This is a genomic window from Schleiferilactobacillus harbinensis DSM 16991, from assembly GCF_000425885.1.
Classification (GTDB): domain Bacteria; phylum Bacillota; class Bacilli; order Lactobacillales; family Lactobacillaceae; genus Schleiferilactobacillus; species Schleiferilactobacillus harbinensis.
In genome coordinates this window covers 107332-130712 of the sequence record NZ_AUEH01000002.1, presented here as the reverse complement: position 1 = coordinate 130712, position 23381 = coordinate 107332, and the positions used below count along the sequence as shown (strand labels likewise).

Annotated in this window: 24 protein-coding genes; 18 read left to right on the top strand and 6 right to left on the bottom strand. The window is 54.5% G+C overall.

The annotated features are described in order from the left end of the window. Window positions 1-40: 40 nt before the first annotated feature. From ptsP to ykzS, 3 genes are all read right to left on the bottom strand, one after another. Window positions 41-1768 carry a phosphoenolpyruvate--protein phosphotransferase gene (ptsP, locus tag H627_RS0102005; protein ID WP_027827579.1) on the bottom strand — a complete coding sequence of 576 codons (1728 nt, stop codon included), beginning with the start codon at window positions 1766-1768 and terminating at the stop codon, window positions 41-43. Then, entirely contained in the window at window positions 1768-2034 is a 267-nt protein-coding gene (locus tag H627_RS0102000) for a phosphocarrier protein HPr (RefSeq protein WP_027827578.1), read from the bottom strand. Before H627_RS0102000 ends, ptsP begins: the two co-directional genes overlap by 1 nt. A 144-nt stretch (window positions 2035-2178) precedes the next feature. Beyond that, window positions 2179-2367, bottom strand: coding sequence for a protein YkzS (ykzS, locus tag H627_RS0101995; protein ID WP_027827577.1), 189 nt, complete (start codon window positions 2365-2367; stop codon window positions 2179-2181). Window positions 2368-2565: 198 nt separating this feature from the next. Here ykzS and H627_RS0101990 point away from each other — a divergent pair, with 198 nt between their 5' ends. From H627_RS0101990 to lepB, 13 genes are all read left to right on the top strand, one after another. Then, on the top strand, window positions 2566-4788 hold the full coding sequence (locus tag H627_RS0101990; protein ID WP_027827576.1) for an ATP-dependent Clp protease ATP-binding subunit: 2223 nt from the start codon (window positions 2566-2568) through the stop codon (window positions 4786-4788). Window positions 4789-5016: 228 nt separating this feature from the next. Continuing rightward, a complete protein-coding gene (locus H627_RS0101985) occupies window positions 5017-5316 on the top strand; it encodes a DUF1827 family protein (RefSeq protein WP_027827575.1) in 300 nt (99 codons plus the stop codon). Window positions 5317-5351: 35 nt separating this feature from the next. After that, a complete protein-coding gene (locus H627_RS0101980; RefSeq protein ID WP_027827574.1) occupies window positions 5352-6284 on the top strand; it encodes a MucBP domain-containing protein in 933 nt (310 codons plus the stop codon). A gap of 140 nt (window positions 6285-6424) precedes the next feature. Then, entirely contained in the window at window positions 6425-7870 is a 1446-nt protein-coding gene (locus H627_RS0101975) for a helix-turn-helix domain-containing protein (RefSeq protein WP_027827573.1), read from the top strand. Window positions 7871-7987: 117 nt separating this feature from the next. Next, window positions 7988-8692, top strand: coding sequence for an AzlC family ABC transporter permease (locus H627_RS0101970; protein ID WP_027827572.1), 705 nt, complete (start codon window positions 7988-7990; stop codon window positions 8690-8692). Beyond that, complete coding sequence (locus tag H627_RS0101965) at window positions 8685-9011, top strand: AzlD domain-containing protein (protein WP_027827571.1); 327 nt, start codon at window positions 8685-8687, stop codon at window positions 9009-9011. Before H627_RS0101970 ends, H627_RS0101965 begins: the two co-directional genes overlap by 8 nt. Before the next feature lie 102 nt (window positions 9012-9113). Next, the gene (locus tag H627_RS16575) at window positions 9114-9584 is read left to right on the top strand and encodes a CopY/TcrY family copper transport repressor (RefSeq protein ID WP_051225092.1); all 471 of its coding nucleotides are present in this window, start codon (window positions 9114-9116) and stop codon (window positions 9582-9584) included. Beyond that, complete coding sequence (locus tag H627_RS0101955) at window positions 9571-11817, top strand: heavy metal translocating P-type ATPase (protein WP_027827570.1); 2247 nt, start codon at window positions 9571-9573, stop codon at window positions 11815-11817. Before H627_RS16575 ends, H627_RS0101955 begins: the two co-directional genes overlap by 14 nt. Window positions 11818-11991: 174 nt before the next feature. After that, window positions 11992-12678, top strand: a complete 687-nt coding sequence (locus H627_RS0101950; RefSeq protein ID WP_027827569.1) for an ATP-binding cassette domain-containing protein — start codon at window positions 11992-11994, stop codon at window positions 12676-12678. Continuing rightward, window positions 12675-13586, top strand: coding sequence for an ABC-2 transporter permease family protein (locus H627_RS0101945; protein ID WP_152319466.1), 912 nt, complete (start codon window positions 12675-12677; stop codon window positions 13584-13586). The genes H627_RS0101950 and H627_RS0101945 overlap by 4 nt, the downstream gene beginning before the upstream one ends. Beyond that, window positions 13586-13789, top strand: a complete 204-nt coding sequence (locus tag H627_RS0101940) for a hypothetical protein (RefSeq protein WP_027827567.1) — start codon at window positions 13586-13588, stop codon at window positions 13787-13789. The genes H627_RS0101945 and H627_RS0101940 overlap by 1 nt, the downstream gene beginning before the upstream one ends. 89 nt (window positions 13790-13878) lie before the next feature. Further along, window positions 13879-14766 (top strand): hypothetical protein, encoded by an 888-nt coding sequence (locus tag H627_RS0101935; RefSeq protein ID WP_152319467.1) that lies wholly within the window; start codon window positions 13879-13881, stop codon window positions 14764-14766. A gap of 157 nt (window positions 14767-14923) precedes the next feature. Next, window positions 14924-15436 (top strand): signal peptidase I, encoded by a 513-nt coding sequence (gene lepB / locus H627_RS0101930; RefSeq protein ID WP_081674549.1) that lies wholly within the window; start codon window positions 14924-14926, stop codon window positions 15434-15436. A gap of 37 nt (window positions 15437-15473) precedes the next feature. On the opposite strand, the gene H627_RS0101925 is transcribed toward lepB, so the two are convergent. Both H627_RS0101925 and H627_RS0101920 read right to left on the bottom strand, forming a co-directional pair. Beyond that, entirely contained in the window at window positions 15474-16538 is a 1065-nt protein-coding gene (locus H627_RS0101925; protein WP_027827564.1) for a sensor histidine kinase, read from the bottom strand. Next, the gene (locus H627_RS0101920) at window positions 16535-17212 is read right to left on the bottom strand and encodes a response regulator transcription factor (protein WP_027827563.1); all 678 of its coding nucleotides are present in this window, start codon (window positions 17210-17212) and stop codon (window positions 16535-16537) included. Before H627_RS0101920 ends, H627_RS0101925 begins: the two co-directional genes overlap by 4 nt. Window positions 17213-17286: 74 nt before the next feature. Here H627_RS0101920 and H627_RS0101915 point away from each other — a divergent pair, with 74 nt between their 5' ends. Together H627_RS0101915 and H627_RS0101910 are read left to right on the top strand one after the other, a co-directional pair. Continuing rightward, window positions 17287-18063, top strand: a complete 777-nt coding sequence (locus H627_RS0101915; RefSeq protein WP_035439743.1) for an ABC transporter ATP-binding protein — start codon at window positions 17287-17289, stop codon at window positions 18061-18063. Beyond that, on the top strand, window positions 18041-20035 hold the full coding sequence (locus H627_RS0101910; RefSeq protein WP_027827561.1) for an ABC transporter permease family protein: 1995 nt from the start codon (window positions 18041-18043) through the stop codon (window positions 20033-20035). The genes H627_RS0101915 and H627_RS0101910 overlap by 23 nt, the downstream gene beginning before the upstream one ends. Here the strand turns inward: H627_RS0101910 and H627_RS0101905 are convergent. After that, window positions 19989-20534 carry a hypothetical protein gene (locus H627_RS0101905; RefSeq protein ID WP_146994640.1) on the bottom strand — a complete coding sequence of 182 codons (546 nt, stop codon included), beginning with the start codon at window positions 20532-20534 and terminating at the stop codon, window positions 19989-19991. The two genes, H627_RS0101910 and H627_RS0101905, sit on opposite strands and share 47 nt — an antisense overlap. Before the next feature lie 38 nt (window positions 20535-20572). On the opposite strand from H627_RS0101905, the gene H627_RS0101900 reads away from it, so the two are divergent. The 3 genes from H627_RS0101900 to H627_RS16570 all read left to right on the top strand — a co-directional run bounded on the left by H627_RS0101900 (window position 20573) and on the right by H627_RS16570 (window position 23367). Then, window positions 20573-21313 carry an MBL fold metallo-hydrolase gene (locus H627_RS0101900; protein WP_027827559.1) on the top strand — a complete coding sequence of 247 codons (741 nt, stop codon included), beginning with the start codon at window positions 20573-20575 and terminating at the stop codon, window positions 21311-21313. A gap of 306 nt (window positions 21314-21619) precedes the next feature. Then, on the top strand, window positions 21620-22018 hold the full coding sequence (locus tag H627_RS0101895) for a Spx/MgsR family RNA polymerase-binding regulatory protein (protein ID WP_027827558.1): 399 nt from the start codon (window positions 21620-21622) through the stop codon (window positions 22016-22018). A 602-nt stretch (window positions 22019-22620) separates the two neighbouring features. Beyond that, window positions 22621-23367, top strand: a complete 747-nt coding sequence (locus tag H627_RS16570; protein WP_051225091.1) for an adaptor protein MecA — start codon at window positions 22621-22623, stop codon at window positions 23365-23367. The last annotated feature ends 14 nt before the right edge of the window (window positions 23368-23381 follow it).

Genomic DNA, 23381 nt, shown 5'->3' with positions numbered 1-23381 from the left:
TGTGCGGGACTCGGTGTTTTATTTAAGCTATGGACACAACTTACTCTTGCCCAGTTGCCTTCTTGACCATCTCGGCGACTTCCTCGTTGGAGGTCATCTCGTTGACTGCCTTGTCAGCTAACTTCTTCATATCCTTAGTGTCCAGCCGCTTCATCAAGCTGCGGACCTTGAGGATACTGGTGGCGGACATGGAATATTCATCCAAGCCCATCCCCAGCAAGAGGGGAACCATGATCGGGTCGCCAGCGGCTTCCCCACACATACCAGCCCATTTGCCTTCCTTGTGCGCAGACTCAATCGTATGCTTGACTAAGCGCAGGATGGACGGGTTATAAGGTTGATACAGGTAGGAAACGTGCTCGTTGCCCCGGTCAGCGGCCATGGAGTATTGAATCAGGTCGTTGGTACCGATGGAGAAGAAGTCGACTTCCTTGGCGAATTGATCGGCCAGAACAGCGGCAGCCGGGATTTCGATCATGATACCAGTTTGGATATCATCAGAAACCTTGGTGCCAGCGTCTTCCAACTTCTTCTTTTCTTCCAAGTAGATCTTCTTCGCCTGCCGGAATTCATCCAGCGTGGCGACCATCGGGAACATGATCCGCAGCTTGCCGAAGGCGGAAGCCCGCAGCAAAGCCCGTAATTGGGTGCGGAAGATGTCTTGGCGATCCAGAGAGATCCGGATAGCCCGGTAACCCAGGAACGGATTCATTTCGTGCGGTAACGGCATGTAGGGCAGGTGCTTGTCGCCGCCGATGTCCATGGTACGAACAACGACCGGCTTGCCCTTCATGTCTTCCAGTACGGACTTGTACGCTTCGAACTGGGCGTCTTCAGTGGGCATCTCGTCGGAGTCCATGTATAAGAACTCGGTTCGATACAACCCGACTGCTTCGCCGCCGTTGGCGTTCACGGCCGCCATATCCTTCGGCGTACCAATGTTGGCCCCAACAGTATATTGCTTGCCGTCAGCGGTGACAGAAGGCTGATCCTTCAGCTTCTCCCATTCCGCCTTTTGTGCGGCAAACTTCTCAGCGGCGTCCTTGTACTGGCTGATTTGATCAGCAGAAGGATCGATCACGATATCGCCAGTCAGACCATCGGCAATGACCATGTCATTGTCCTTGATGTCCTTCGTGACGGATTCTGCACCAACAATGGCGGGAATCTCAAGCGACCGGGCCATGATAGCCGAGTGGGCCGTCCGGCCGCCGATATCGGTGACGAATCCTTTAACGAATTTCTTGTTCAATTGCGCCGTATCACTGGGCGCCAGGTCGTGGGCCACAATGACGACTTCATGGTCGATCAATGCCGGGTTGGGCAGGGTGACACCCAGCAGGTGACTCATCACCCGCTTTGTGACATCCCGCACGTCAGCGGCACGTTCTTGCATGTACTTGTTGTCCGTCATGGCTTCGAAGGTGCTGATGAACTGATCCGATACAGCAGATAATGCCGCTTCTGCATTGATTTTATCGTCCTTGATTTTGGACTTGATTGCACCGATATAATCAGGATCGGCCAGGATCATCATGTGTGCTTCGAAGACTTGTGCCTCGTCTGCACCCAAAGTTTCCTTGGCCTTGTCCCGAATAATCTTTAATTCTGCAGTTGATTTATCAAGTGCATCTTGTAAGCGGCTAACCTCTGTATCAGGATCGCTGATCGTCTTCTTGTCGAACGACAGATCCGGCTCTACCAACAGGTAGGCGGGCGCGACGGCAATCCCGTCACTGGCGGCAATCCCTTTGAGGTGCTTACTCATTATTCAGCGAGTCCTTCCTTCTTCATCGTGTCGGCTACGGCAGTGATGGCATCCTTTTCATCCGCGCCTTCGGCAGAAATGGTCACATCAGCCCCTTGGCCAACGCCCAGGGACATAACGCCCATGATCGACTTCAGGTTCACTGACTTGCCCTTGTATTCCAAGTTGATGTCAGAGTCGTACTTGCTTGCTGTTTGGACCAGCAGCGTAGCGGGACGAGCGTGGATACCTGTGTCAGCAATGATGTGAAAATCGCGTTTTTCCATGATTCATATCTCCTTTTGATCAGTTAATTAACCACGTCAGGTGGTCGGGAAATGGCACGGCGAAAGCCCTACATTTCATCTTTCAGAGTACCATTTTTTCAGTAGTGATACAACCTTCAAGCCCCGTAAAAAGTACGATGGCTGTTAGTGTTTACCGCTTTCATGGAACTGGTAAACGATGGTGCCGCCGCGCTGGGCGGTGCCCACAATCTCGTTGCGCTGGGGAAAATCGGTCCAGACCTTTCGAAACGCGAAGAAGTTCTCCGGTTTAATGGTGATCTCGCTGATCTTCCCGGCCACCAGCTGTTGCAGCGCTTGTTGGTAGTCAGGCATGAGCCCCACAGCCTCCTTTCTGTTAGAAACATTGATCCGCTTCCTATTATACCCCCTCACAGCACAGTGCATTAAAAAGCCGCGAAAAATCGGCGATTTGCCCCAAGCATTAGCACTTGCATCAAGAGAGTGCTAGTTGTATGATAATAAGCGTAGGTCGAAAGCAAGTTTCGGCCAGTGAAGAAAGGTGGCAAGCGTATGCTGTGTGACAACTGTCATAAGAATGAAGCCACGATCCATCTGTACACCAGCGTTAATGGCCAGCGCAAGGAAATCAATCTTTGCCAAGACTGCTATCAACTGCTGAAGAACCAGGCACAGAATGGCACTCGTGACGCCGGCCCGAATGATCCATTCGGGTTTAGCAGCTTAAACGATATTTTCCAAGCCATGAATCCAGCCGCCCAAAACCAAGCAAACGAGAACTTCCAACAACAGCGTCCCCAGACCCAAGCTGGTGGTCGAGGCGGGCGCGGCAACGGCGGTGGTCTGCTCGGACAATTCGGGGTTGACCTGACTGCCGAAGCCAAGAATGGCCAGATCGATCCAGTGATCGGCCGGGATAAGGAAATTGCCCGGGTGATTGAGATCCTCAATCGCCGGACCAAGAACAATCCTGTCCTGATTGGTGAGGCCGGGGTCGGTAAAACGGCCGTGGTGGAAGGCTTAGCTCAGAAGATCGTCGATGGCGATGTGCCCGCTAAGCTGCAAAACAAGCGCGTGATTCGCTTGGACGTTGTTTCTCTGGTGCAAGGCACCGGGATCCGCGGCCAATTCGAACAACGCATGACCCAGTTAATGGAAGAATTAAAGAAGAATAAAGACATCATCCTGTTCATCGACGAGATCCATGAGATCGTCGGGGCGGGCAACGCGGAAGGCGGTATGGACGCCGGTAACGTCTTGAAGCCAGCGTTGGCCCGGGGTGAACTGCAGCTGGTCGGTGCAACGACCAGTGACGAGTATCGGACGATCGAGAAGGATTCTGCTCTGGCTCGCCGGTTACAGCCCATCCAAGTGGATGAACCGAGTGTCAAGGAAACCATCAAGATCCTGCAGGGCATTCAGAAGCGGTACGAGGATTATCACCACGTGCACTACACGGCGGAAGCCATCAAGGCAGCCGCGGAGTTGAGCAGCCGGTATATCCAAGATCGGTTCCTGCCAGACAAGGCGATTGACTTGTTGGATGAGTCTGGTTCCCGCAAGAATTTGACCTTGACTGTTGTTGATCCCGAGACGATCCAAGAAAAGATCGACGCCGCGGAGAAAGAAAAGCAGGCCGCCCTCAAGCAGGAAGACTACGAGAAGGCCGCTTATTACCGTGACCAGATCGACAAGCTCGGGGATATGAAGAAGAAGGATACCATTGATCCCAAGAACGAGCCGACCGTGACCGAAAAGGACATGGAAAACATCGTTGAAGAGAAGACTGGTATCCCCGTCGGCCAGATCAAGGATCAGGAACAGCATCAGCTGGTCAACCTGGCCCCTGAATTGGAGAAGCACATCATCGGCCAGAACAAGGCCGTGGAAGATGTGGCCCGCGCCATTCGGCGCAACCGGGTCGGCTTCAACAAGTCCGGCCGGCCAATTGGTTCCTTCCTGTTCGTTGGCCCCACTGGGGTCGGTAAGACGGAATTGGCCAAGCAATTGGCTAAGCAGCTCTTCGGTTCCGAGGATTCGATGATTCGCTTTGACATGAGTGAGTACATGGAGAAGTTCAGCGTCTCCAAGCTGATCGGTTCGCCTCCGGGTTATGTCGGCTACGAAGAGGCTGGTCAGTTGACTGAGCAGGTACGGCGTCATCCGTACAGCTTGATCCTGCTGGATGAAATCGAAAAGGCGCACCCGGACGTGATGCACATGTTCCTGCAGATTTTGGATGACGGCCGGTTGACCGACAGCCAAGGCCGCACGGTCAGCTTCAAGGACACCATCATCATCATGACGTCCAATGCCGGCCAAGCAAACCAAGAAGCCAATGTTGGTTTCGCGGCAGAAGCATCGGGCAAGACGCATTCTGTCCTGGGCTCTTTGAAAGATTACTTCCAACCGGAATTCCTGAATCGGTTCGATGGCATCATCGAGTTCAACTCCTTGACTAAGGATAATCTGATGAAGATCGTATCCTTGATGATTGCAGATACCAACAGTATGATTGCGGATCAAGGGTTGCACATCCATGTCACTGAACCTGTGAAGGAAAGACTAGTGGATCTGGGCTATGATCCGTCCATGGGCGCGCGGCCGTTACGCCGGGTGATTCAGGAACAGATCGAAGACCGGGTTGCTGACTACTATCTGGCCCATCCGGATGTTAAGGAATTGGAAGCGCGGATGAGTGACGGCGAAATCACCATCAGCGGCGACAGTCCTGCAGCAGCCGTGGATGCCAAAGCGGATTCTGCTAAAAAGTAATTAATGTAATTGAAGTACCTTGATAAAACGACCATCTCCGGCCCAATCGCTGGAGATGGCCGTTTTGTTCTCTTCCGGCGGTATTTGGTGTAACATGATGAGTATCACGACCGCTTGGGGGAAACGCACGAAAACCACGGTGTTTTCGTGTTTCTTGGTTTCCCCATGCGCGTTTTTCTTCTATAATAGATTTGTGAACGGAGTTTCTTGGATAGGGGTGGAAAAGCAATGCGTCTCATTGATATCACCAATAGTTATTCCCATCTGGTAGCGCAACAGCTATCAGCGACCGATGCCCAATTCGTGAAGGTGTACTCACTGGGGCCGACGACGGTCGTATATACCCAGGCGCCGGCACATCAGGAAATATTGCTGACGAATGAGCGGCGCAATATTTTGGACGCCGAAATCGATTATGTCTTAGATAAATTGTGCAAGGCGAAGCAGAACGAAGTTGATCTGGTCCGTGGTCATCATTTGGCGGAAGTATCGATTCCCATGGATATGCGCCGAACAGAAATCAGTTAGGTGTTATTCTGGCAATGAGCGGAGGGGACACAGCGGTGACAGAAGTCGATCATCCTGAACGGATACCGGCACGCCGGGAGTCGCCGTTGAACGTGGCACCGGTGCGGATTATTGTACGTTATTTATCGGTACTAGGCGACCGCTTGTTAAAAGATACCCAGGTTTCTGGCCCGGCCCATAGCCATCTTGATTTACCCTGGCGGGTGATTCAGGGATACAAACTGATTCGGGTGGAAAATTACTCGGAAATTTTCCAACCAGTACCGGACGGGATCCGCATGATTTATACGGCCCAGCAGGCGGCACCGGTGGTGGTGTACCACAAAAACGCCGAGGGCAACTTGCTGGTCCCGCCCCAGTATGTGTCCGGCGATTTGAATGCGCCGTATCATTTGACACCGCTGCCGGGCAATCCGTTTCCAATCATCAAAACACCCGACGCGAGTGCCGGGGTGTTTACCACCAAAAGCAAAGTTGCCCAGTATGTTTATGACACGCTGCAGCTCATGCGGCTGCCGGTGGACAAACAATTGCTGATGAAGATGGATATGGCGGTGTACCCGTTTGCCGATCCGCTGGCGCCGAAACCGCTGGCGGCGGCGCTGCCCGCCGGGTCGACTTGGCCGGTGTATCGGGCGGTAGTCGATCGGATCAGCCGCACTCAATGGTACGATTTGGGCGGCGGTATTTGGGTCAAACGCTCAGAGCGGATGACGCTGCTAGGCCGGCCGATTTTAACTACGCCGCCGCAGTTGACCGCTTTTGCCCACCGGGCAGAGGTCGTCAGCCATACGGCGCAGCAGGTGCCGGTCTTCGATTTCCCGCACTTCGGGCAGGCCGCGAACACTGTGGCCTCGGGCAGTATCGTGACGACCACCGGTATTTTAGCCGATGATCAGGGCCGCCAGTGGGTTCAATTGGATACGCGGTGTTTTATCTCCCGCTGGGATCTGCTGTTACTGGATTAAGAATTTCCCTGCTGTCTATGACAGTGGGGATTTTTTTTCGTCTCGGGGCAAATATTTTATTCCTTTTTTCTCGGCTATTATGTTATCCTTATGGTAATGATAAGACATAGAATGTTTGCTTGAGAAAAGAGGTTATCATCATGCCTAATGTCGCTGATTTATTCCTGGATAAGACCGCCAATGACAAGCTGCACTTGTATACGGCAGTGCGGCAGGCGTCCCCGGGAGTCTACACCGTCCGGGCACTGGATGCTGAATATGGCGATTACGGCGTCACCCGGCTGCGGTCCCTGGTACACCTGATCAGTACCGACCTGGCTACTGTGGAGCCGAATATGGCGGCTTTCGTTGATGCTAATGGCGACGTGGCAGTCGATGACCGGCTGCCGGCGGCGGAGGTGTATTTCCAATATTTGATCAGTGACAGTCTGGCGATGCAGGCGATGGCGTATATGCTGCATCACCCGGCGGGAACGATCGAAGAGTTCAGCCAATCGGTGTACCTGTCCACGATGACGGTCATTCGCCGCTTGAAGCCGCTGGTGGATTATTTGAATGAACAGTACGGTATTCGGATCAACGTACGCCAGCTGACGTTTGTCGGCAGCGAGCCTTTGGTCCGGTACATGATTTTTAACTTATTAGTGGATGTGGGGCTGTGTTCCGCTAAGGACTATGCCGTGCGCTACCCGGAACTGCTGCCGGTGGTGGACCGTCTGGGCCATTACTTCAATGCTAATGCCGGTCCAATCGTGATCAAGGAACGGCTGCTGGTCGTGTTGGGCGTAGGACTGGAGCGGGCTCGGCACGGCTTTGCCGTCGAGGATACGACGATCCCGGACTTGTGGTTCCGTCTGCCGGAAAAACAAATGATCGCGGATGTTTTTGCTGCCCGGCATATCCCGAATATTGAAGCGGAAGTGGCTTTTGCGGGGTTCGCGCTGTTTTCCGGTCCGGTGGTGCTGGCCACCAGCGACCGCATCCATTCCCTGGTTTGTGCCCGGCTGGCTCAGGAAGCGGATCCGTGGGCCAAGTTAACGGACGAATTGGCGGAAACGCTGGCCAACAAGATGGGCGGGGAACCGACCCATGAGCGCTGGACGGTATTGCTGGCGAATACGTATTTGATGCTGATTCCCATCTTTTATTTCCAGCAGCCCTTACCGGTGCTGTTCCCGCTGATTCGGATGCAGCTGACCCCGAATAACCGCCACTACCAAGAACTGCGCCGGTCGATTCGGGCCTTTTGGGAAAAGGTGGCGCGGCGCAAGGACTGCTACTGGCTGCACCACACGGTTGACCAGCTGACGAATCTGTTGACCTATTTGTTCTGGCCGGCTTATCGGGCCCATTACACGACCCATCATCTCCGGGTCAGTTTACGGATGGGGCTGAGTTACCACTTGCAGCAGCCGGTGCGGAATTTACTGGAACACATTCCGCTGGTGGATATGATCCCGTATAACCCGGCCGATCCGCCGGATTTATTGATCGTGTCCGCGCCGCGATACGTGCCTAAAGACTGGCATGGTCATGTGTATCATTTCGGCCTGGCCTCCGCGTCCAGCGATACCCAGCAGCTGTAGGAATTGATCAATCAGGCTTACGGGGAGAAAAATGCAGTAGACTAATTTAATGGGAACTGCCTTGCTTTGCCGGCGGATTTTGCTACACTAGGGAAAAAGCAGGGAGCAGGTGGTTCGGTGGATGATGAACTCACGTGGCGCAGCGGGTTTAAGGATGTGCTGCCCACGGTTTTTGGTTACATAGGAATCGGTCTGGCCTTCGGGATTATTGCGAAGACCAGCCGTTTTTCTGTTTTGGCAGCGGTGCTCATGTCGCTCATCGTGTACGGCGGCTCCGCCCAATTTGTGATGGTCAGTATGCTCGCTGTGCACAGTCCGCTGGGGGCGGTGGTCCTGTCCTCAGCCCTGATCAATGCGCGGATGGGCTTGATGAGTATGACCGTGGCGCCATTATTACAGCGGGAAAGTTTATTCCAGAACATCACCGCGGGGTCATTGCTGACGGATGAGACCTTTGCGCTGACGATGAATAAGCTGAACCATGCTGGCCGCACCCTGCACAGCAGCTGGCTGCACGCGGCGAATTTGGCGGCCTATTTAGTTTGGGCGCTGGCGACGCTGGTCGGTGCCATGGCCGGCCAGCTGATTCCGGACCCGGATGTTCTCGGACTGGATTTTGCCGTCGTGGCGATGTTCATTGGTCTATTGTATTTGCAGGTGATCACGGACCGGACCCACCCGCTGGTGAAGCAGGTCGGTATCGCCGTATTTGTGGCGGTGCTGATGGTCATTCTGATGCGCTTCATGGCCGGCAACTTGGCGATTTTAGCGGCCACCGTACTCGGCTGTCTGTTTGGAATGGCGGTGAGCCGGCATGACTGAGTATGTTTTAGCAGCCATTATTTTAAGCGGCCTGGCGACCTGGCTGATTCGCGTGGTGCCATTCATTTTGGTCAAACGGTTTACGCTGCCGGCCTGGCTGGTGGAATTTTTAAGCTTTGTTCCCGTGGCGATATTGACGGCAATTTATGTGGAAAGCCTGCTCACGTATCGGCCGGGACAGTGGCCAGGGGTGAACATCGCCAATTTATTAGCGTCGCTGCCCACCTTTTTGGCGGCCGTTATTTCGAAAAATCTGCTGGTGATCGTTATTGTTGGGATCGCGTCGATGGCGGTGATTCGGCTGCTGGGCTGGGCATAAATTTTTTTGAAGCGCGGGTCTGCCTCTTGCATTTTTAAGTTTACAGTTGTAAACTAATTGGTGTTGAGAGTTTACATTTGTAACCAAGGAAGGAAGAAACCCATGATTGACGAACAACAAGTCGCGATTACTGATTCTGAATGGGAATTAATGCGGGCGGTCTGGACCTTGAAACGCGTGTCCAGCCGGCAATTGATCACCATTATGGAAGAAGAACGGCAGTGGGCGGATTCTACGACGAAGACGCTGCTCCGCCGCCTGATCAAGAAGGGCGCTATTACCCCAGTGGGCGATGCCCGGCCCTATGATTACGTCCCGGCGGTGCAGGAGCAAGCGTCCATGGATGCCGCCGCGGTGCGGCTGTTTGACCAGATGTGTGCCATGCGCGCCGGCAGCGCGGTGGCGGCGGTGATCAACAGTCGCGAATTGTCCCAGGCGGATATTGCCCAGCTGCAGCAGATTTTACAAGAAAAAGCGAAAACCGCGCCGCAGATGGTGGCCTGCAACTGTCTGCCGGCGGGGATGGGCGAGAATTGTATGAGTGAAGGAGACGATGTTGATGGCCAACGATGACAAGATGACGCATAAGGATCATGACATGTCTGGGATGGATCACTCGCAAATGACGCACCAAGAGATGGACCACAGTAAGATGGACCACGCGCACATGAGTCATGATGAGATGGCGAAGATGGATCATCACGGTATGGCGCACAGCAAGATGACTCATGAGACGGCCGGCATGGATCATAGCCAGATGTCCGGCATGGACCACAGCCATATGGATCACGGCGATATGGACATGGGCGGCCACGACATGATGATGCACGGCGGCCAAATGATGCATATGGGCAACCTGAAGCAGAAGTTTTGGGTCTCGGTGGTATTGTCCCTGCCGGTGCTGCTGCTGGCACCGATCATGGGTCTGAACCGACCAGTTTTTAATTTCAATTCCATCGTCCAAGATTGGGTCGTCGTCTTGTTTGACACGATCATCTTCTTCTATGGCGGGAAAGTCTTCCTGCAAGGGGCGAAGGCCGAATTGCAGAGCAAGGAACCGGCCATGATGACCTTGATCGCCATGGGCATCACCGTGTCTTATGTATACAGCCTCTATGCCTTCATCGCCAACAACTTCTTGCATCCCCAGACCATGGTCATGGATTTCTCGTTTGAACTGGCGACCTTGATCCTGATCATGCTGCTGGGTCATTGGATCGAAATGAACGCGGTGATGGGCGCCGGCGACGCGCTGCAGAAGATGGCGGCCTTGCTGCCGAAGACGGCGCACCGGGTGACGGCGGACGGTCGGACCGAGGACGTGCCGGTCAGCCAGCTGCAAGTCGGCGAGTCCTTCCAAGTTCGGGCCGGCGAGAGTATTCCGGCCGACGGGACGATCACGGCGGGCACATCCACGGTGAATGAATCCCTGGTTACCGGGGAATCCGCCGCTGTCGCGAAAAAGAGCGGCGATAGGGTGATCGGCGGGGCGACCAACAACGATGGCACCCTGACCGTCGCCATCACGGGGACTGGTAAATCCGGCTACCTGGCGCAAGTCATGCAGCTGGTGCAAAGTGCCCAGCAGGCCAAGTCCAATGCCGAAAGCAAAGCGGACACTGTGGCCAAGTACCTGTTCTATGCGGCCTTGTCCGTGGGCATCATTGCCTTCTTCGCTTGGCTGCCCCAGGGGCTGGACACTGCCTTTGCGCGGATGGTCACTGTCTTCATCATTGCCTGCCCCCATGCCTTAGGGTTGGCCATCCCGCTGGTCGTGGCGCGGTCAACGGCGATCGGGGCCCAAAACGGACTGCTGATCCGCAACCGGCAAGCGATTGAGGCCAGCACCCAGATCAGTCATGTGCTGCTGGATAAGACCGGCACCTTGACGGAGGGCAAGTTCACTGTGAACGCGCTGGTCCCGGCGGGTGATACGGATAAAGATACGTTGTTGCGCCGGTTAGCGGCTCTTGAAAGCAACTCGACCCACCCGTTGGCCCAGGCCATTCTATCGGCGGCGAAAGCGGCCAAGGTCGATTTCACACCGGCCAAGAATACGCAGAACCTGCCCGGGGTGGGGATTAAGGGAACAATTGACGGCACTGAATACACCATCGTCAATGCCAAGTACTTAACGTCTCAGCACATCGCCTTTGATGAACAGATTTCTGACGAGTGGGCCGGCAAGGGCAACTCTGTCAGCTTCCTGCTCCAGGGCGAAACCGTCCAAGGGCTGGTGGCTGAAGGGGATACGATCAAAGCCGGCGCCAAGCACTTGATTACTGGTTTGCAAAAGCGGGGTATTACCCCGGTGATGCTCACCGGCGATAACCCCAAGGCGGCGGCCCACGTAGCCAACCTGTTGGGGCTGACCGAGTTTCACGGCGGTCTGCTGCCGGATGACAAGCAGAAAATGGTCGGCCAGTATCAAGCCGACGGCCACCACGTGATCATGGTCGGCGACGGCGTTAACGATGCGCCCAGTCTGGCCAAGGCGGATATCGGCATCGCCATTGGGGCGGGGACCGATGTGGCAATTGACTCCGCCGATGTTGTGCTGGTAAAATCCGATCCCCAGGATATTCTTCACTTCTTGGATCTGGCCCGGATCACCAACCGGAAGATGGTCCAGAACCTCTGGTGGGGCGCTGGCTACAACATTCTGGCAATTCCGCTGGCAGCGGGGATCCTGGCCTTTGCCGGGATCATCCTTGATCCGGCAGTCGGCGCGATTCTGATGTCCCTGTCCACCGTCATCGTGGCGTTGAACGCCATGGGGTTGACGGCGGCGAAGATCAAAGAATAGATTGACCGGGTAAGCCAAGCGGCACTGTACAGATCAAATTCTGCGCGGTGCCGTTTTTGTGTAGTTTTTGGCGATTTCCTAAATTAACATCATCGTTTTCCTATCGTTTCTCATCGTTTGGCGGTACAATTCCATTAAGCAGTGTAATCGGATGCAAAGGGGAGGCAAACGACAATGATTCTCGATATTAATGAGCTGTCCTTTGGCTGGCGCAAACAACCCGTGTTCAATCAAGCTAATTTGCAATTAAAGGAACCCGGCCTTTATGGCTTAGTGGCACCCAATGGTTCCGGCAAGTCCACCTTGCTGAATCTCATCACTAATTTGCTGAAACCACAGAGTGGGACGATCAAAATCATGGATGCGCCCAATTCGACCCGCCAGGTTTTTGAACAAGTGGCTTTCTTACAGGACAATTCGGTATTGTACCCATATCTAACAGGCCGGGAGCATCTGATTTTTGTCGCCCAGATGCATCAGCTGCCGATTCAAGCCATCCAGCCGATTGCTGACGAACTGGAAATGACTGATTATTTGGCCCGGAAGACGCAGAAGTATTCGCTGGGGATGAAGCAGCGCTTGCTGCTGGCCATGGCGCTCTTGGTGAAGCGGCCGCTGATGCTGCTGGATGAACCGTTGAACGGATTGGATCCGACGAGTTTGCAGATCGTTCGCGAGGCCTTGATTAGTACAAAGGAAGCCGGTCAGACAGCGCTGATTTCGTCCCATAATCTGGATGAGCTGATGCGGGTCACTCAGGATGTCTTCTTCATCGTCGACCAGCACATTGAGTTCTACCACTTGGATGCGGGCGACACTGCGGAGGCGCGGTACAACGACTTGTACGTGAAAAAGCGATGATGCGGGTGGTCCGATTCGAGTTGCGCCGACTCTGGCGCAGTTATTTAGCGGGCGGGTTGCTGCTGCTGACGGTGTTGCTGACGGCGCTCTTTTTCTGGTTCGCCCAAGTGGGAGTCGGTCAATATCGCACCCAGTTGCTGCAGGATTTAGAAAGCAAGGACCAAAGTGTTGGTCAAGAAGTCAACGGGCTGCAATTTCAAATCAAACAAACCGACGATGCGGCAGTTAAGAAGGTGCTCCGCGCCCAATTGAACTTGACCAGCCGCACCGATGACGGTATCGTGGCGCAGATCAAAGCGGTGAAGCAGCGCAACAGCCCGGCCTTTATTGCTGGCGGGTTGCAAGTCAGCCGGTATGGGCCGCAATTCAATAAGACCGGCGCGGGCAATTCTGCTGGTTGGAGCGACCAGCAGCTGTTGCAGCAAAAGCAGCAGTATCAGACTCTGCAAAAAGAGCACCAGGCTTTCGAAAGTCCCACAGTGACCATGCAAGCGCCAGGATTGCTCGTCAACTGGCAGCGGCTGCTGGCGTCTCCCTTGACCTTGGTGCTGGTGATCCTGATCTTGTCCACCTTGTGGGTCACTGCGGTATTCACGGCCAACCGGCAATGGATGCAGCTCAATGTGCAGCCGGCGTGGCAGTGGTTAGCTGCCAATTGGGCGGTCATGAGCGGAATCTGGTTAATGATGCTGCTGATTGCCAATGGGTGCATGTTTTTATTTGCTCGCTTTTTGGGCTCCCCCTTGTTGAGCGGCACGATATCTTGGACTGCAGTATTACCCGGAAGCAAGCTGACCTATTGGCAGGCGTGGCTGTTGGCCCTTGGGCAGAGCTGGGTATCGTTTATTGGCGGTTATGGAGTATGGCTCGGACTGACCCAGTGGATTCAACGACGGAGGCGAGGATAATGCAGCATTTATGGCACTTTGAACTGCTGAAACGAAACCGCCGGTGGCCGGTGTGGTTAGTCGTGGGACTGGTGTTTTTGGGCTTGCTTGGTGGTTTTGGCGCGCTGCGCATCAAGCAATCCCGCTTCGTTGATGACTATGCGGTTACTTTGCGGCGCATGGCCAAATTTCCCGGTCAGAAAAAAATTACGACGCCGAATTAGCTGCCTTACACAAATCACCAGCCGCCTATCATCGCTGGTTCTATAATACGCTGCAGGTCCGAAAACAACGTGTCATGCCGACCCCGGCCATGACCGGGTCAAGTGTCAAATTGCCCAGCGGCCAGTCTGAATCAGTTGATCTGACGGACCAAGCCTATCAGTACATGAAAAAAAACAAGATCACGCCGATGTGGCCAGACAGCATGTTTTTAGTCAACACCGATATGGCTGCTGACAAGTCAGGCAACTTGCGCTACCTCAGTCAACGTTTCTACCAAACGGCTTGGTATTACGTTTGGGGTCTGATTCAGCAAAACATTCTTTATGTGTTACTCACTCTCGGCATTCTCATTACCGGACGGCAGTGGGCAAAAGAATTGGCGAATGGGGCGGTCCACGGGGAGTGGCTGACGCTACAGGGAATTTCCCCGGCCCGGCAAGTACTGAATCAGTTTGGCGTGATTGCCTATACGTTGGGCCAAATTGCCTATTTGCCGCTTCTCTTGGCCTTCATCGTGATTGCCTTCTGGCAAGGGCTTGGATCACTGGCGTATCCGGTGGTGGGCTATGGCAATAACGGGCTGGGCTTTGGCGCCCTACTGCTGCCATTACAGCAGTATCTTGGCGGCGCCCTGCTGCTGAGCATCGGCCTGATTATTTTTATTGCGACAACGAATCTGCTGCTGGCGGATTGGATTCGCAATTCTTGGATCGTGACGGCGTTGCAACTCGTTCTCCTGGGAATTACCTGGGTGGCACCGCCGATGCTCTCCTCACCGCTCACGTACTTTAAGCTGGATCCCATTCTGACGGGCGCATTGGCCCAGCAAGTGGACGATTCGGCCTTTACTGCCTGGCAAGGGTTCACGGTGCTGTTGACGGCCAGCGTGCTGCTATTGGTAATTTTGGCTGCTACCCGGTTGGTCCGAGGATGGCTGCGTCAACACCATGGCGTGACCGCTGCCGCCGCCAAGTAAAACATTTTCTCCACCTCCCTCCATTGAATAAGGTACAATGATTATATATCTGAGTTGAGGTGGCAAAATCGTGAAAGAACCGAGCAGTCGCAAAGAGGTTAAGGCCCAAGAGAATCAGGAAGAAAGCTGGGGCAAATGGTGGCTCCAGACCTTTGCCATGGCGCTGGTGTTTGTGGGAATCGTGACCCTGCTGTTCACCTTCGTTCTGGCCAACGACCAGGTCTCCGGACCGTCGATGCAGCCGACGTTTGAGGGCAATGACCGGGTGATCGCCCTGCGCCACGGGCACGTAGACCGCAACGACGTCGTCATCTTGAACGCGCCGGATGAACCGGGCGTGCTGTACATCAAGCGGGTGATCGGGCTGCCGGGAGAGACCGTGGAATCAAAAAATGATGTCATGTACATTAATGGCAAAAAAATCGCCCAGCCCTATCTCAAAAATTCCCTGATGAAGGGCGACGAGGCCCGGGGTGATCTGTACACCGACGACTTCACCTTGCAATCTAAGGGGTTAGGCAAAAAGGTGCCGGCGGATTCCTACTTCGTCATGGGGGATCACCGGGACGATTCCAAGGACAGCCGGATGTTCGGTTATGTCAAACGCAGCGCCATTGTCGGCGTCGTCAAGTTCCGGTATTGGCCGTTGAATCGGTTGAAGGGCTTCTAACCCAAGCAAATAGCGTCCAGCCATTGCGGTCTGGACGCTATTTCTTTAACTTGGGCGCTTGAACTGTGGCCTGGTCGTCGCCATAATAGCTGAGAAACGGGAACGTGATTTTGACGGTAGTGCCTTGGCCCGGAGTGGAAGTGACGGTCAGTTCGTGACCTAACCGCTCGGCCATCGTGTGGGCGAGATAGAGACCCAGACCAGTGGCTTGGGAGTTGACTTGGCGGCCGTTTTGGCCGGTGAAACCCTTTTGAAAGATCCGGGGCAAATCGGCGGGGTCGATTCCCACGCCAGTATCAGCGATGGCCAGCCAGGTAGCTGTCTTATCCTGCCCGGCGGTAATCGTGATCTTGCCGCCGGCCGGGGTGTACTGAACGCTGTTGGCGAGAATCTGGTTGATGATGAAAAGCAGCCATTTATCATCGGTGAGCACTTGGTAGTCCTCGTCAAACACCGAAAGTTGGAAGTGCTTGCTGAAGAAGCCGTTCATTTGGCTGCGCAGCGCGGTGGCGACGATTTCCCGCAGATTGTGGTCCCGCAGCAGGTAGTCATTGGCAAAACTGCTCAGCCGGGAATAATACAGCACTTCTTCCACGTAGTGATTGACCCGCTCCAGCTGGGTGGTCACGTCGTCATAGGTTTCTTCATCAACTTGGCCGGCCAATTGATCGCTGGTCAGCTGCAGCCCAGCCAGGGGCACCTTGATATCGTGAACCCAGCGGGTAATGAAGGCCAGCTGGTCTTCCTGTTGCTGCAGCAGCTGGTCCGTGGCTTCGCGATGCAGCTGCAAGATTCGGTTCACGTAATCTTGGGTATATTGCTGGGCTTCGTTTTGGGCGCCAGTCAGCGGCCAATTCAAAGCATCGGAGCCGGCGTCTTCCCGCTGCTGAATGCCGCGATACCAACGGGCACGGTAGAAATAAACGCCGACCATGAAAATAAAAAAGAAGACGGTCAGCAGAATGTCCAGATAGACTAAGGTCGGCCAGGACAGCAGCCGCTGGCCGGGGGCTAACCACAATAACAGATCGGCGACCAGCAGGCCGGCGATCCAGAATAGAATGTGGGGCAGATGGTCCTGCAGGTATTTGCGAACGTTCACGGAATCAGATACCCTTTCCCGACCTTGGTTTGGATCAAGGTCGCTAAGCCGGCATCACTGAGTTTCTTGCGCAGTCGATTGATATTCACGGTCAGGGTGTTGTCATCCACGAAGCGTTCGTCCTCCCACATGGCGCGGAGCAGACTGGCGCGGGGGACGAGTTGACCGTGCCGGCGAAGGAGATATTGCAATAATTTATACTCGTTTTTTGTTAAATCAACATTAGCACCGTTAACTTGTACGGATGAATCTTCCAAATTCAATACGACCCCGCCGTATTCCAAAGTCTTAGTGCTTTGGTTGCTATAATGATAAGTGCGGCGCAGCAGCGCATTGATTTTGGCCAGCAGCACCGATGCCGAGAAGGGTTTCTCCACGTAATCGTCCGCGCCGCTGTTCATGGCGGTGATCATGTCCATATTGCTGTTGCGGGATGAAATGAAGATCACTGGGACTTGGGAGTGGCTGCGGATTTGGCTGTTCCAATAGAAACCGTCATGGCCGCCGGGGAGATTGATGTCCATCAAGACCAGATCCGGCTGTTGACTGACAAAGGCCGCCAGTACATCGCTGAAGTCCGTGACGAGCAAGGGCTGCCAGCCGGCTTCCGTAACCGCCTGGGCGATGTGCCGACTGACGGTGGGGTCGTCTTCCACAATGAGAATTTTGAACACGGATGTTGCCTCCTTCTGTATACTGGTATTATCGTACCGATTCCGACTCTGAATGACAAGAAAGGATCACTGCTATGGCCCTGGTTACTGTTCAAGGTTTAACTAAGATTTTTGGCCACCGGCTCCATCCCGTGCGGGCGCTGAACGGTCTCTCGTTTGCGGTGGAAAAAGGGGAGTTCGTGGGGATCATGGGTCCGTCCGGGGCGGGCAAAACGACGCTGCTCAGTATTATTTCGACCATCGATGTCCCGACCCACGGCACGGTGACGGTGGCGAACACGAATGTGACCCGGCTGCGCGGGGACAAGCTGGCCGAATTCCGCCGCGCCAATCTCGGGTATGTGTTCCAGGACTTTAATCTGTTATCCGGGATGACGGTACGGGAGAATATCCTGCTCCCGCTGTCGATTGCCCGGCAGGGTGTCGCGGATGCCCAGGACCGGCTTGCGGCGGTATTGACAGTGACGGGGCTGACCAGTTTGGCCGAACGCTATCCCCAGGAGCTGTCGATTGGTCAGCAGCAGCGGGTGGCGGTGGCCCGGGCGCTGATCACCCAGCCAACCCTGGTTTTTGCGGATGAGCCGACGGGGTCGCTGGATTCGAAAGCAGCGACGGAGCTGCTGCGCTACCTGACCACCATCAATCAGCAGTGGCACACCACGATCATGATGGCGACCCATGACGCCTTCACGGCCAGTTATTGTTCGCGGGTCATTTTTATCAAAGACGGCACGCTTTTCGCGGAGATTCGCCGGTCCGGCGACCGCCAGGCCTTTTTTGATGCGATCATTGATATGCAGGCGACCATCGGTGGAGGGGGGCATTGGCATGACGTGGCGCACCAAGAGTAAGATAATCGGCCGAGTCCTGCACCACAATGTCCTGTTTTGGCTGGCGACGGTTTTCCTCGTCGCGGTTTTTTACATCATGATGTGCTGCTACGCCGTGGCGGCAAACTGGACGGCCACGAGTCAGAACGTCTTTTTGGTCGCGGCAGTGACCAATGCCTTATTTTTCATGGCCTTTTTCTATTATGGTCAGCGCTACATCATCGGCCAATATCGCCAAGAAATTGCCCTGTATCAGTTGTGGGGCGTGCCGCGCCAGCAACTATACGGTACGATTCTGACCCTGAATCTGATCGTGCTGGGCTTGATGGTCACGGCGGGGTTGGCTTTTGGTGCTCTGTTTATGCCGTTGGCGGTCCTGCTGCTGCAACGGTTCATGGGCTTGGCCACGCAGTTCGTTGCCCCCTGGCAGGGTGCTGCCCTGGTGCGCACGTTAGCCACTTTCGCCGCGATCGGCCTGTTGTCCCAACTGGTGCTGGTGCGCCAGGTTTATCGGGTTCGGCCCGTTCAGCTGCTCCATGGCAAAAAGGCGGATACCCTGCACGGCCGCCATCGGCTGTCGCTGGTGGCCGGAGTGTACGGTGTTCTGGCGACCGTAAGCGGTCTGATTATTGCCCAGCATTTCTGGTGGCTCTGGCTCATTCGGCCGGACACGACGGGCCTGCGGCTGCTGGGCTTGCTGAGCGCGATTTTGATCCTGGTCATTTCCGGCGAACACGCGCTGATTCACACCACCATTCCATTATTGTTAATGGGGTTGCGCCGGTTGCCGCGCTGGCCGCTGAAGAGGAACCGGCTGCTCAAGCTGGCCCGGCTTACCCGGCAGTTCCGCGGCGAAGCCACCGTGCTCTGGATCGGCGCGATCCTCCTGTCGATCGTCGTGACGTGGGCGGGGATGCTGACCACCACCATCAGTGTTGCCAATCGGGAAGCGGCCAACCAGGCGCGGATGACGTTTGTGACCCACAATCCGCGGGCCTGGCAGGACTTAGATAAGGCCCTGACCCGATTTTCAATCAGTGATGTGCAGCGTGTCCAATCGACGTTCAAAATCAGGGTGGTTCAGTTCCGGCTGGTGAATCACCAAACGGGTCAGGAACAGGCAGTGCACAACACGGTGGCGATCATGTCCCAAGCGGAATACCGCCGGGTGCAGCGCATGCAGAACCTGCCGGAGCTGCCGCGGCTGACGGGCCGCGCCGTGATGATCGGTGATGCCCTGAGCAACACAGCCTGGTCGCTGTATCGGCCAAACATCACGCTGCATCTGAACCAAAAGGGCCTGCCACCCCTGCGTCGAGTGGGATTTCTCACCGCGACACCCTATGCCACGACTTTCAACACGGCCTATGCCACCGATATGGTGATGGTCGTCAGCGATGCGCTGTGGCCGCAAATCAAACCGGAAGCAACCATTACCTGGTACGGCGGGCAGGCGACGAAGCCCCTGACGGTGACCCAGATCGATCGGCTGCTGGCAACGATGCCCAGCAAGTATCGGAATGCGGCCTATTTTTCTGAAAAAGGGAAAGTCGTCACGCGGCACTACACTGACTCCCGAGATCAAACCCTGTGGACGGCCCCCAAGATTCGCCAAACGTTCCGGCGGGAAACCGGCATTGATGTTTTTGTCGGCTGTGTCCTCAGCGTCGTCATTCTCTTTGCCGTGAACAGTATGCTCACGCTGCGGGCCTGGGCGGAACGGGAAGAGGGGGTGGGCCTGTTCTTCAGTTTAGGTATGACCGCCGATGAGATCCGTCACGTGCAAAACGATGCCTTGGCTTGGCGTTATGCCCTGCCGGTGATCATGGCCGCGCTGAATGGTCTGTTTGCCCTGCAAATGCTGTGGACTGTCGCCTGGACGGCTGAATCAGCAGCCCTGTTCCTGCTGGTCCTGGGGGCAGTGGCACTGGTCTCCTGGCTGTTCTTTATGCTGTCGGCGCAGCTGGTCCGCCGGTCGATCGTATCGCGTTAGCTTTTTCTTCGGTGATGTATACGTGGGCAAAGAAACCGCTCAGGCTATGCCGGCTGCGTTCGATATAGTCCTGCATCTGCGCCGGAGCCTGATCCCGCAAATGGCCTCCCGCCAAGGGCGGCTCCTGCACCGCAAGGACCATCAGCCAGGCTCGTTTTTCCGTGGCGGATTGGCCCAGCCATAACCCGGCTGCGCCGGTTTGATTCAAAATATTTTGCAAAAAGGCCGGCGTCAAGGCGTTGTTGAAGAGTGCATTGTCGGTCCGTTTAAAATGCAAATACCAGAAGTGGTAGAAATCATCTGGGCCAAAAATCCCCAGCCGATTCGTTTCAGAAAAATAGGCGGCCGCTGAAAATTGTGGTAAGGTGCGGTTAGTGACGCTGTACAGCAACGCATCGCCGTCATCGTGCCACGGGACGAGCAATCGGCTCGCCGGCAGGTTGGCCTGCTTACTGTGCAAGTACTCGGCCGAACCGAGTACAGTGATCAATGTGGTCAAAAAAATCATCTCACTTTTCTTTTAGGAGGTTACTGCATATGGAATTTCAAGTATTGGGTTATTACGGCGGCTATCCCACTGCCGCGGCTGGGACTAGCGGCTACTTGCTGCGCAGCGGGGATACTAATATTCTGCTTGATGCGGGCAGCGGCGTGCTGCGCGAATTGGAAAAAGTCATGGATCCCTTGCAGCTGGATGCCGTCGTGCTGTCCCATTACCACCATGACCATACCGCGGATGTGGGGGTCCTGCAATATTTGTGGCAATTGAAACAGGGACCAAAGAAAGAGCCCATCTTGCCCATCTACGGCAATACTCAGAATCCCATTGAGTTTGCCACCCTCACCTGGCCTGGCGCCACGGTTGGCCGGGCGTATACGGATACTGCGCCAGTGACCATCGGACCGTTGACGTTCACCTTCCAGCGGACGATTCACCCAGTCCCAGCGTTTGCCATGCGGATCACAGAAGCTGGGACTGGCAAAGTGCTGGCTTTCACTGCAGACACTCGTTACTATCCAGAGCTCGCTGATTTTGTTCAGGGTGCCGACGTCCTGATCACCGACACGAATTTCCTGAACGACCACCAGGGCGTGGCTTGGCACATGACAGCCGGACAGTCGGGCCAGCTCGCCCAAGATGCAGGGGTCAAACATTTGATTATCTCCCACTTGCCCCAGGAAGCATCGCTAACCAAGCTGCAAGAACAAGCCCAGGCCGCGGCGGGTTCAATTAAGGTTACATTAGCAAGTAATATTCATGGTCTAGAATTGGTCTAGGACACTTGCGTGGTTTTTATTACAAAGCCGTGACATACCCCTGCAGGTCATCTGCAGGGGTATATTTATCCGTACAAGGGTCGCCAGCCTTACATATTTGTCACTAATCATTTACATTTCAACTTTTGCGCTGAAAACTGCAAAAGTTGACGGTAAAAGCGTTCCCACCAAGAGTGGGAAAAGGTCCCACTCGGTATGCCTAATGTTTTTTAATCAAAATTGTATAGCCATTTTTTGGTGGGTTGTGTATAATATCCTTGTAGTTGAATTTAATTATTGTCACAGAGGTAGAGGGGGTCCTGCATCATGGTGACACTTTTCATTTCGCCGAGCTGCACATCTTGCCGGAAAGCGCGTGCTTGGCTTCAACAACATAACATTCCCTTCGTGGAACGGAATATTTTCACTGATCCGCTGAACAAAGCGGAAATTATGAATATTCTACGGATGACTGAAGACGGGACGGAAGAAATTATTTCCACCCGGTCTAAGGTTTTCCAAGAGCTGGGGATCAATTTGGATGATTTAACCATTGACGCGCTGCTCGATTTAGTCCAACAGCACCCAGGCCTGTTACGGCGGCCGATCATCTTGGATGACAAACGCCTGCAAGTCGGGTACAACGAAGACGAGATCCGCCGCTTCTTGCCACGGGAAGTGCGCGCGTTGGAGTTACATCAGGCCCAGATGATGGCTGGGTTCTAAAGAAACAAAGGAGTGCGATCAGGCAATGAGTTTGGGGTTAGCCTGATCAAAACGAGGAGGGCAGTCTTACCTGGGGGTGAGATTGCTTTTTTGTTTTGGCCAGAGAAATTTGAAGTGTCGGGCTGATGAACGTCTATTGATTACAGTGGGGCTAGTGCCAAGTGCGTAGCAGGCGGAGGCAAAATGGGCTCAGCTGTGGGAACAGTACGGCGGCTTTGCCGCCGATGCTGTTAGGCGTGTTTGAGACGGCGGTTTTTGCCGGCTCAAACCGCCGTCACAGCTAGCTACGCCTTCGGCTTCGCACTTGCTGCGCGTCGCCAGCCCAATTTTGCCGCAGCCTGCGGAGCACTTGGCACGGCAATCAACGCCCATTTCCTGCCTCCGCCTCCCGACCGAGACTCCTTCTCTCAAAGTGCGGTACAATATACACCAGTAAACACAGAACCAGACGTACAGAAAGACCCGCCGCGCCCACTTGACGCGCTTGTCTTTCTGCATTAGTATGACGGGTACTGCGCATTGGGCATTTTTCAAAGACACTGTTATAATTAAGTTGTTGAGAACGATGTTAACGCAGTTCCTGGAAGCGAGGTGCATCCGGAATGGAAATGGAACGGATCAATAATAATACGATTCGGGTGATACTGGGCAGTGAAGATCTCGCCGAGCGGGGCGTCACTGTTCTGGACTTGCTGGGTAACCGCAAGCAGATCGAACGCTTTTTCTACAGCATCTTGGAAGAGGTCGATAAAGACCACACCTTTGTCAGTAACGATGCTGTGACCTTCCAAGTGATGCCCAATAAGAATGGCTTGGAACTTCTTATTAGTAAGGGCGACCGTGATGAAGAGGATGACGATGATCAAAATCATGGTCGCCGCCGTCACGACGATCGGCCCAGTGATGAGGATGTCTCTGAATTCGTTAAGCGGCAGTTGGGCGGTTACGATGATGATTCCAGCGCACAAAGCCAAGTCAGCACCCCTGGCGCGAATCGGAGCCGATATGGCAATCAGCCGTTTACTAAGGTATTGGCCTTTGATGATTTTGAGGATATCGTCGCGTTGGCCGATGTGCTGAACGATGATGAAGTTGATGTGGATCTTTACTCTTACAAGAATAAGTACTACCTCGTATTTACGATGCCGGATCAAGACCTGTTGGATATGACCCGGGAAGACTACTTAGCGGTGGCCAATGAATACGGGCAGGAAGTACAGAATGTCACGCCGGAACTGTTGTCGGAACACGGCAAACAATTGATGGCAAAGAGTGCGTTGCATCAAGTTGCTCATTTCTTCGGCCCGCAACCTAAGAAACCGAAGAAGCGCGCGAAAGCATCTAAATAAGCAGTCAATGCACT

Coding starts and splice junctions, on each gene's coding strand:
- ptsP (WP_027827579.1), bottom strand. CDS start 1,768: ATGAGTAAGCACCTCAAAGGGATTGCCGCCAGTGACGGGATTGCCGTC.
- H627_RS0102000 (WP_027827578.1), bottom strand. CDS start 2,034: ATGGAAAAACGCGATTTTCACATCATTGCTGACACAGGTATCCACGCT.
- ykzS (WP_027827577.1), bottom strand. CDS start 2,367: ATGCCTGACTACCAACAAGCGCTGCAACAGCTGGTGGCCGGGAAGATC.
- H627_RS0101990 (WP_027827576.1), top strand. CDS start 2,566: ATGCTGTGTGACAACTGTCATAAGAATGAAGCCACGATCCATCTGTAC.
- H627_RS0101985 (WP_027827575.1), top strand. CDS start 5,017: ATGCGTCTCATTGATATCACCAATAGTTATTCCCATCTGGTAGCGCAA.
- H627_RS0101975 (WP_027827573.1), top strand. CDS start 6,425: ATGCCTAATGTCGCTGATTTATTCCTGGATAAGACCGCCAATGACAAG.
- H627_RS0101965 (WP_027827571.1), top strand. CDS start 8,685: ATGACTGAGTATGTTTTAGCAGCCATTATTTTAAGCGGCCTGGCGACC.
- H627_RS16575 (WP_051225092.1), top strand. CDS start 9,114: ATGATTGACGAACAACAAGTCGCGATTACTGATTCTGAATGGGAATTA.
- H627_RS0101955 (WP_027827570.1), top strand. CDS start 9,571: ATGGCCAACGATGACAAGATGACGCATAAGGATCATGACATGTCTGGG.
- H627_RS0101950 (WP_027827569.1), top strand. CDS start 11,992: ATGATTCTCGATATTAATGAGCTGTCCTTTGGCTGGCGCAAACAACCC.
- H627_RS0101945 (WP_152319466.1), top strand. CDS start 12,675: ATGATGCGGGTGGTCCGATTCGAGTTGCGCCGACTCTGGCGCAGTTAT.
- H627_RS0101940 (WP_027827567.1), top strand. CDS start 13,586: ATGCAGCATTTATGGCACTTTGAACTGCTGAAACGAAACCGCCGGTGG.
- H627_RS0101935 (WP_152319467.1), top strand. CDS start 13,879: ATGACCGGGTCAAGTGTCAAATTGCCCAGCGGCCAGTCTGAATCAGTT.
- lepB (WP_081674549.1), top strand. CDS start 14,924: ATGGCGCTGGTGTTTGTGGGAATCGTGACCCTGCTGTTCACCTTCGTT.
- H627_RS0101915 (WP_035439743.1), top strand. CDS start 17,287: ATGGCCCTGGTTACTGTTCAAGGTTTAACTAAGATTTTTGGCCACCGG.
- H627_RS0101910 (WP_027827561.1), top strand. CDS start 18,041: ATGACGTGGCGCACCAAGAGTAAGATAATCGGCCGAGTCCTGCACCAC.
- H627_RS0101900 (WP_027827559.1), top strand. CDS start 20,573: ATGGAATTTCAAGTATTGGGTTATTACGGCGGCTATCCCACTGCCGCG.
- H627_RS0101895 (WP_027827558.1), top strand. CDS start 21,620: ATGGTGACACTTTTCATTTCGCCGAGCTGCACATCTTGCCGGAAAGCG.
- H627_RS16570 (WP_051225091.1), top strand. CDS start 22,621: ATGGAAATGGAACGGATCAATAATAATACGATTCGGGTGATACTGGGC.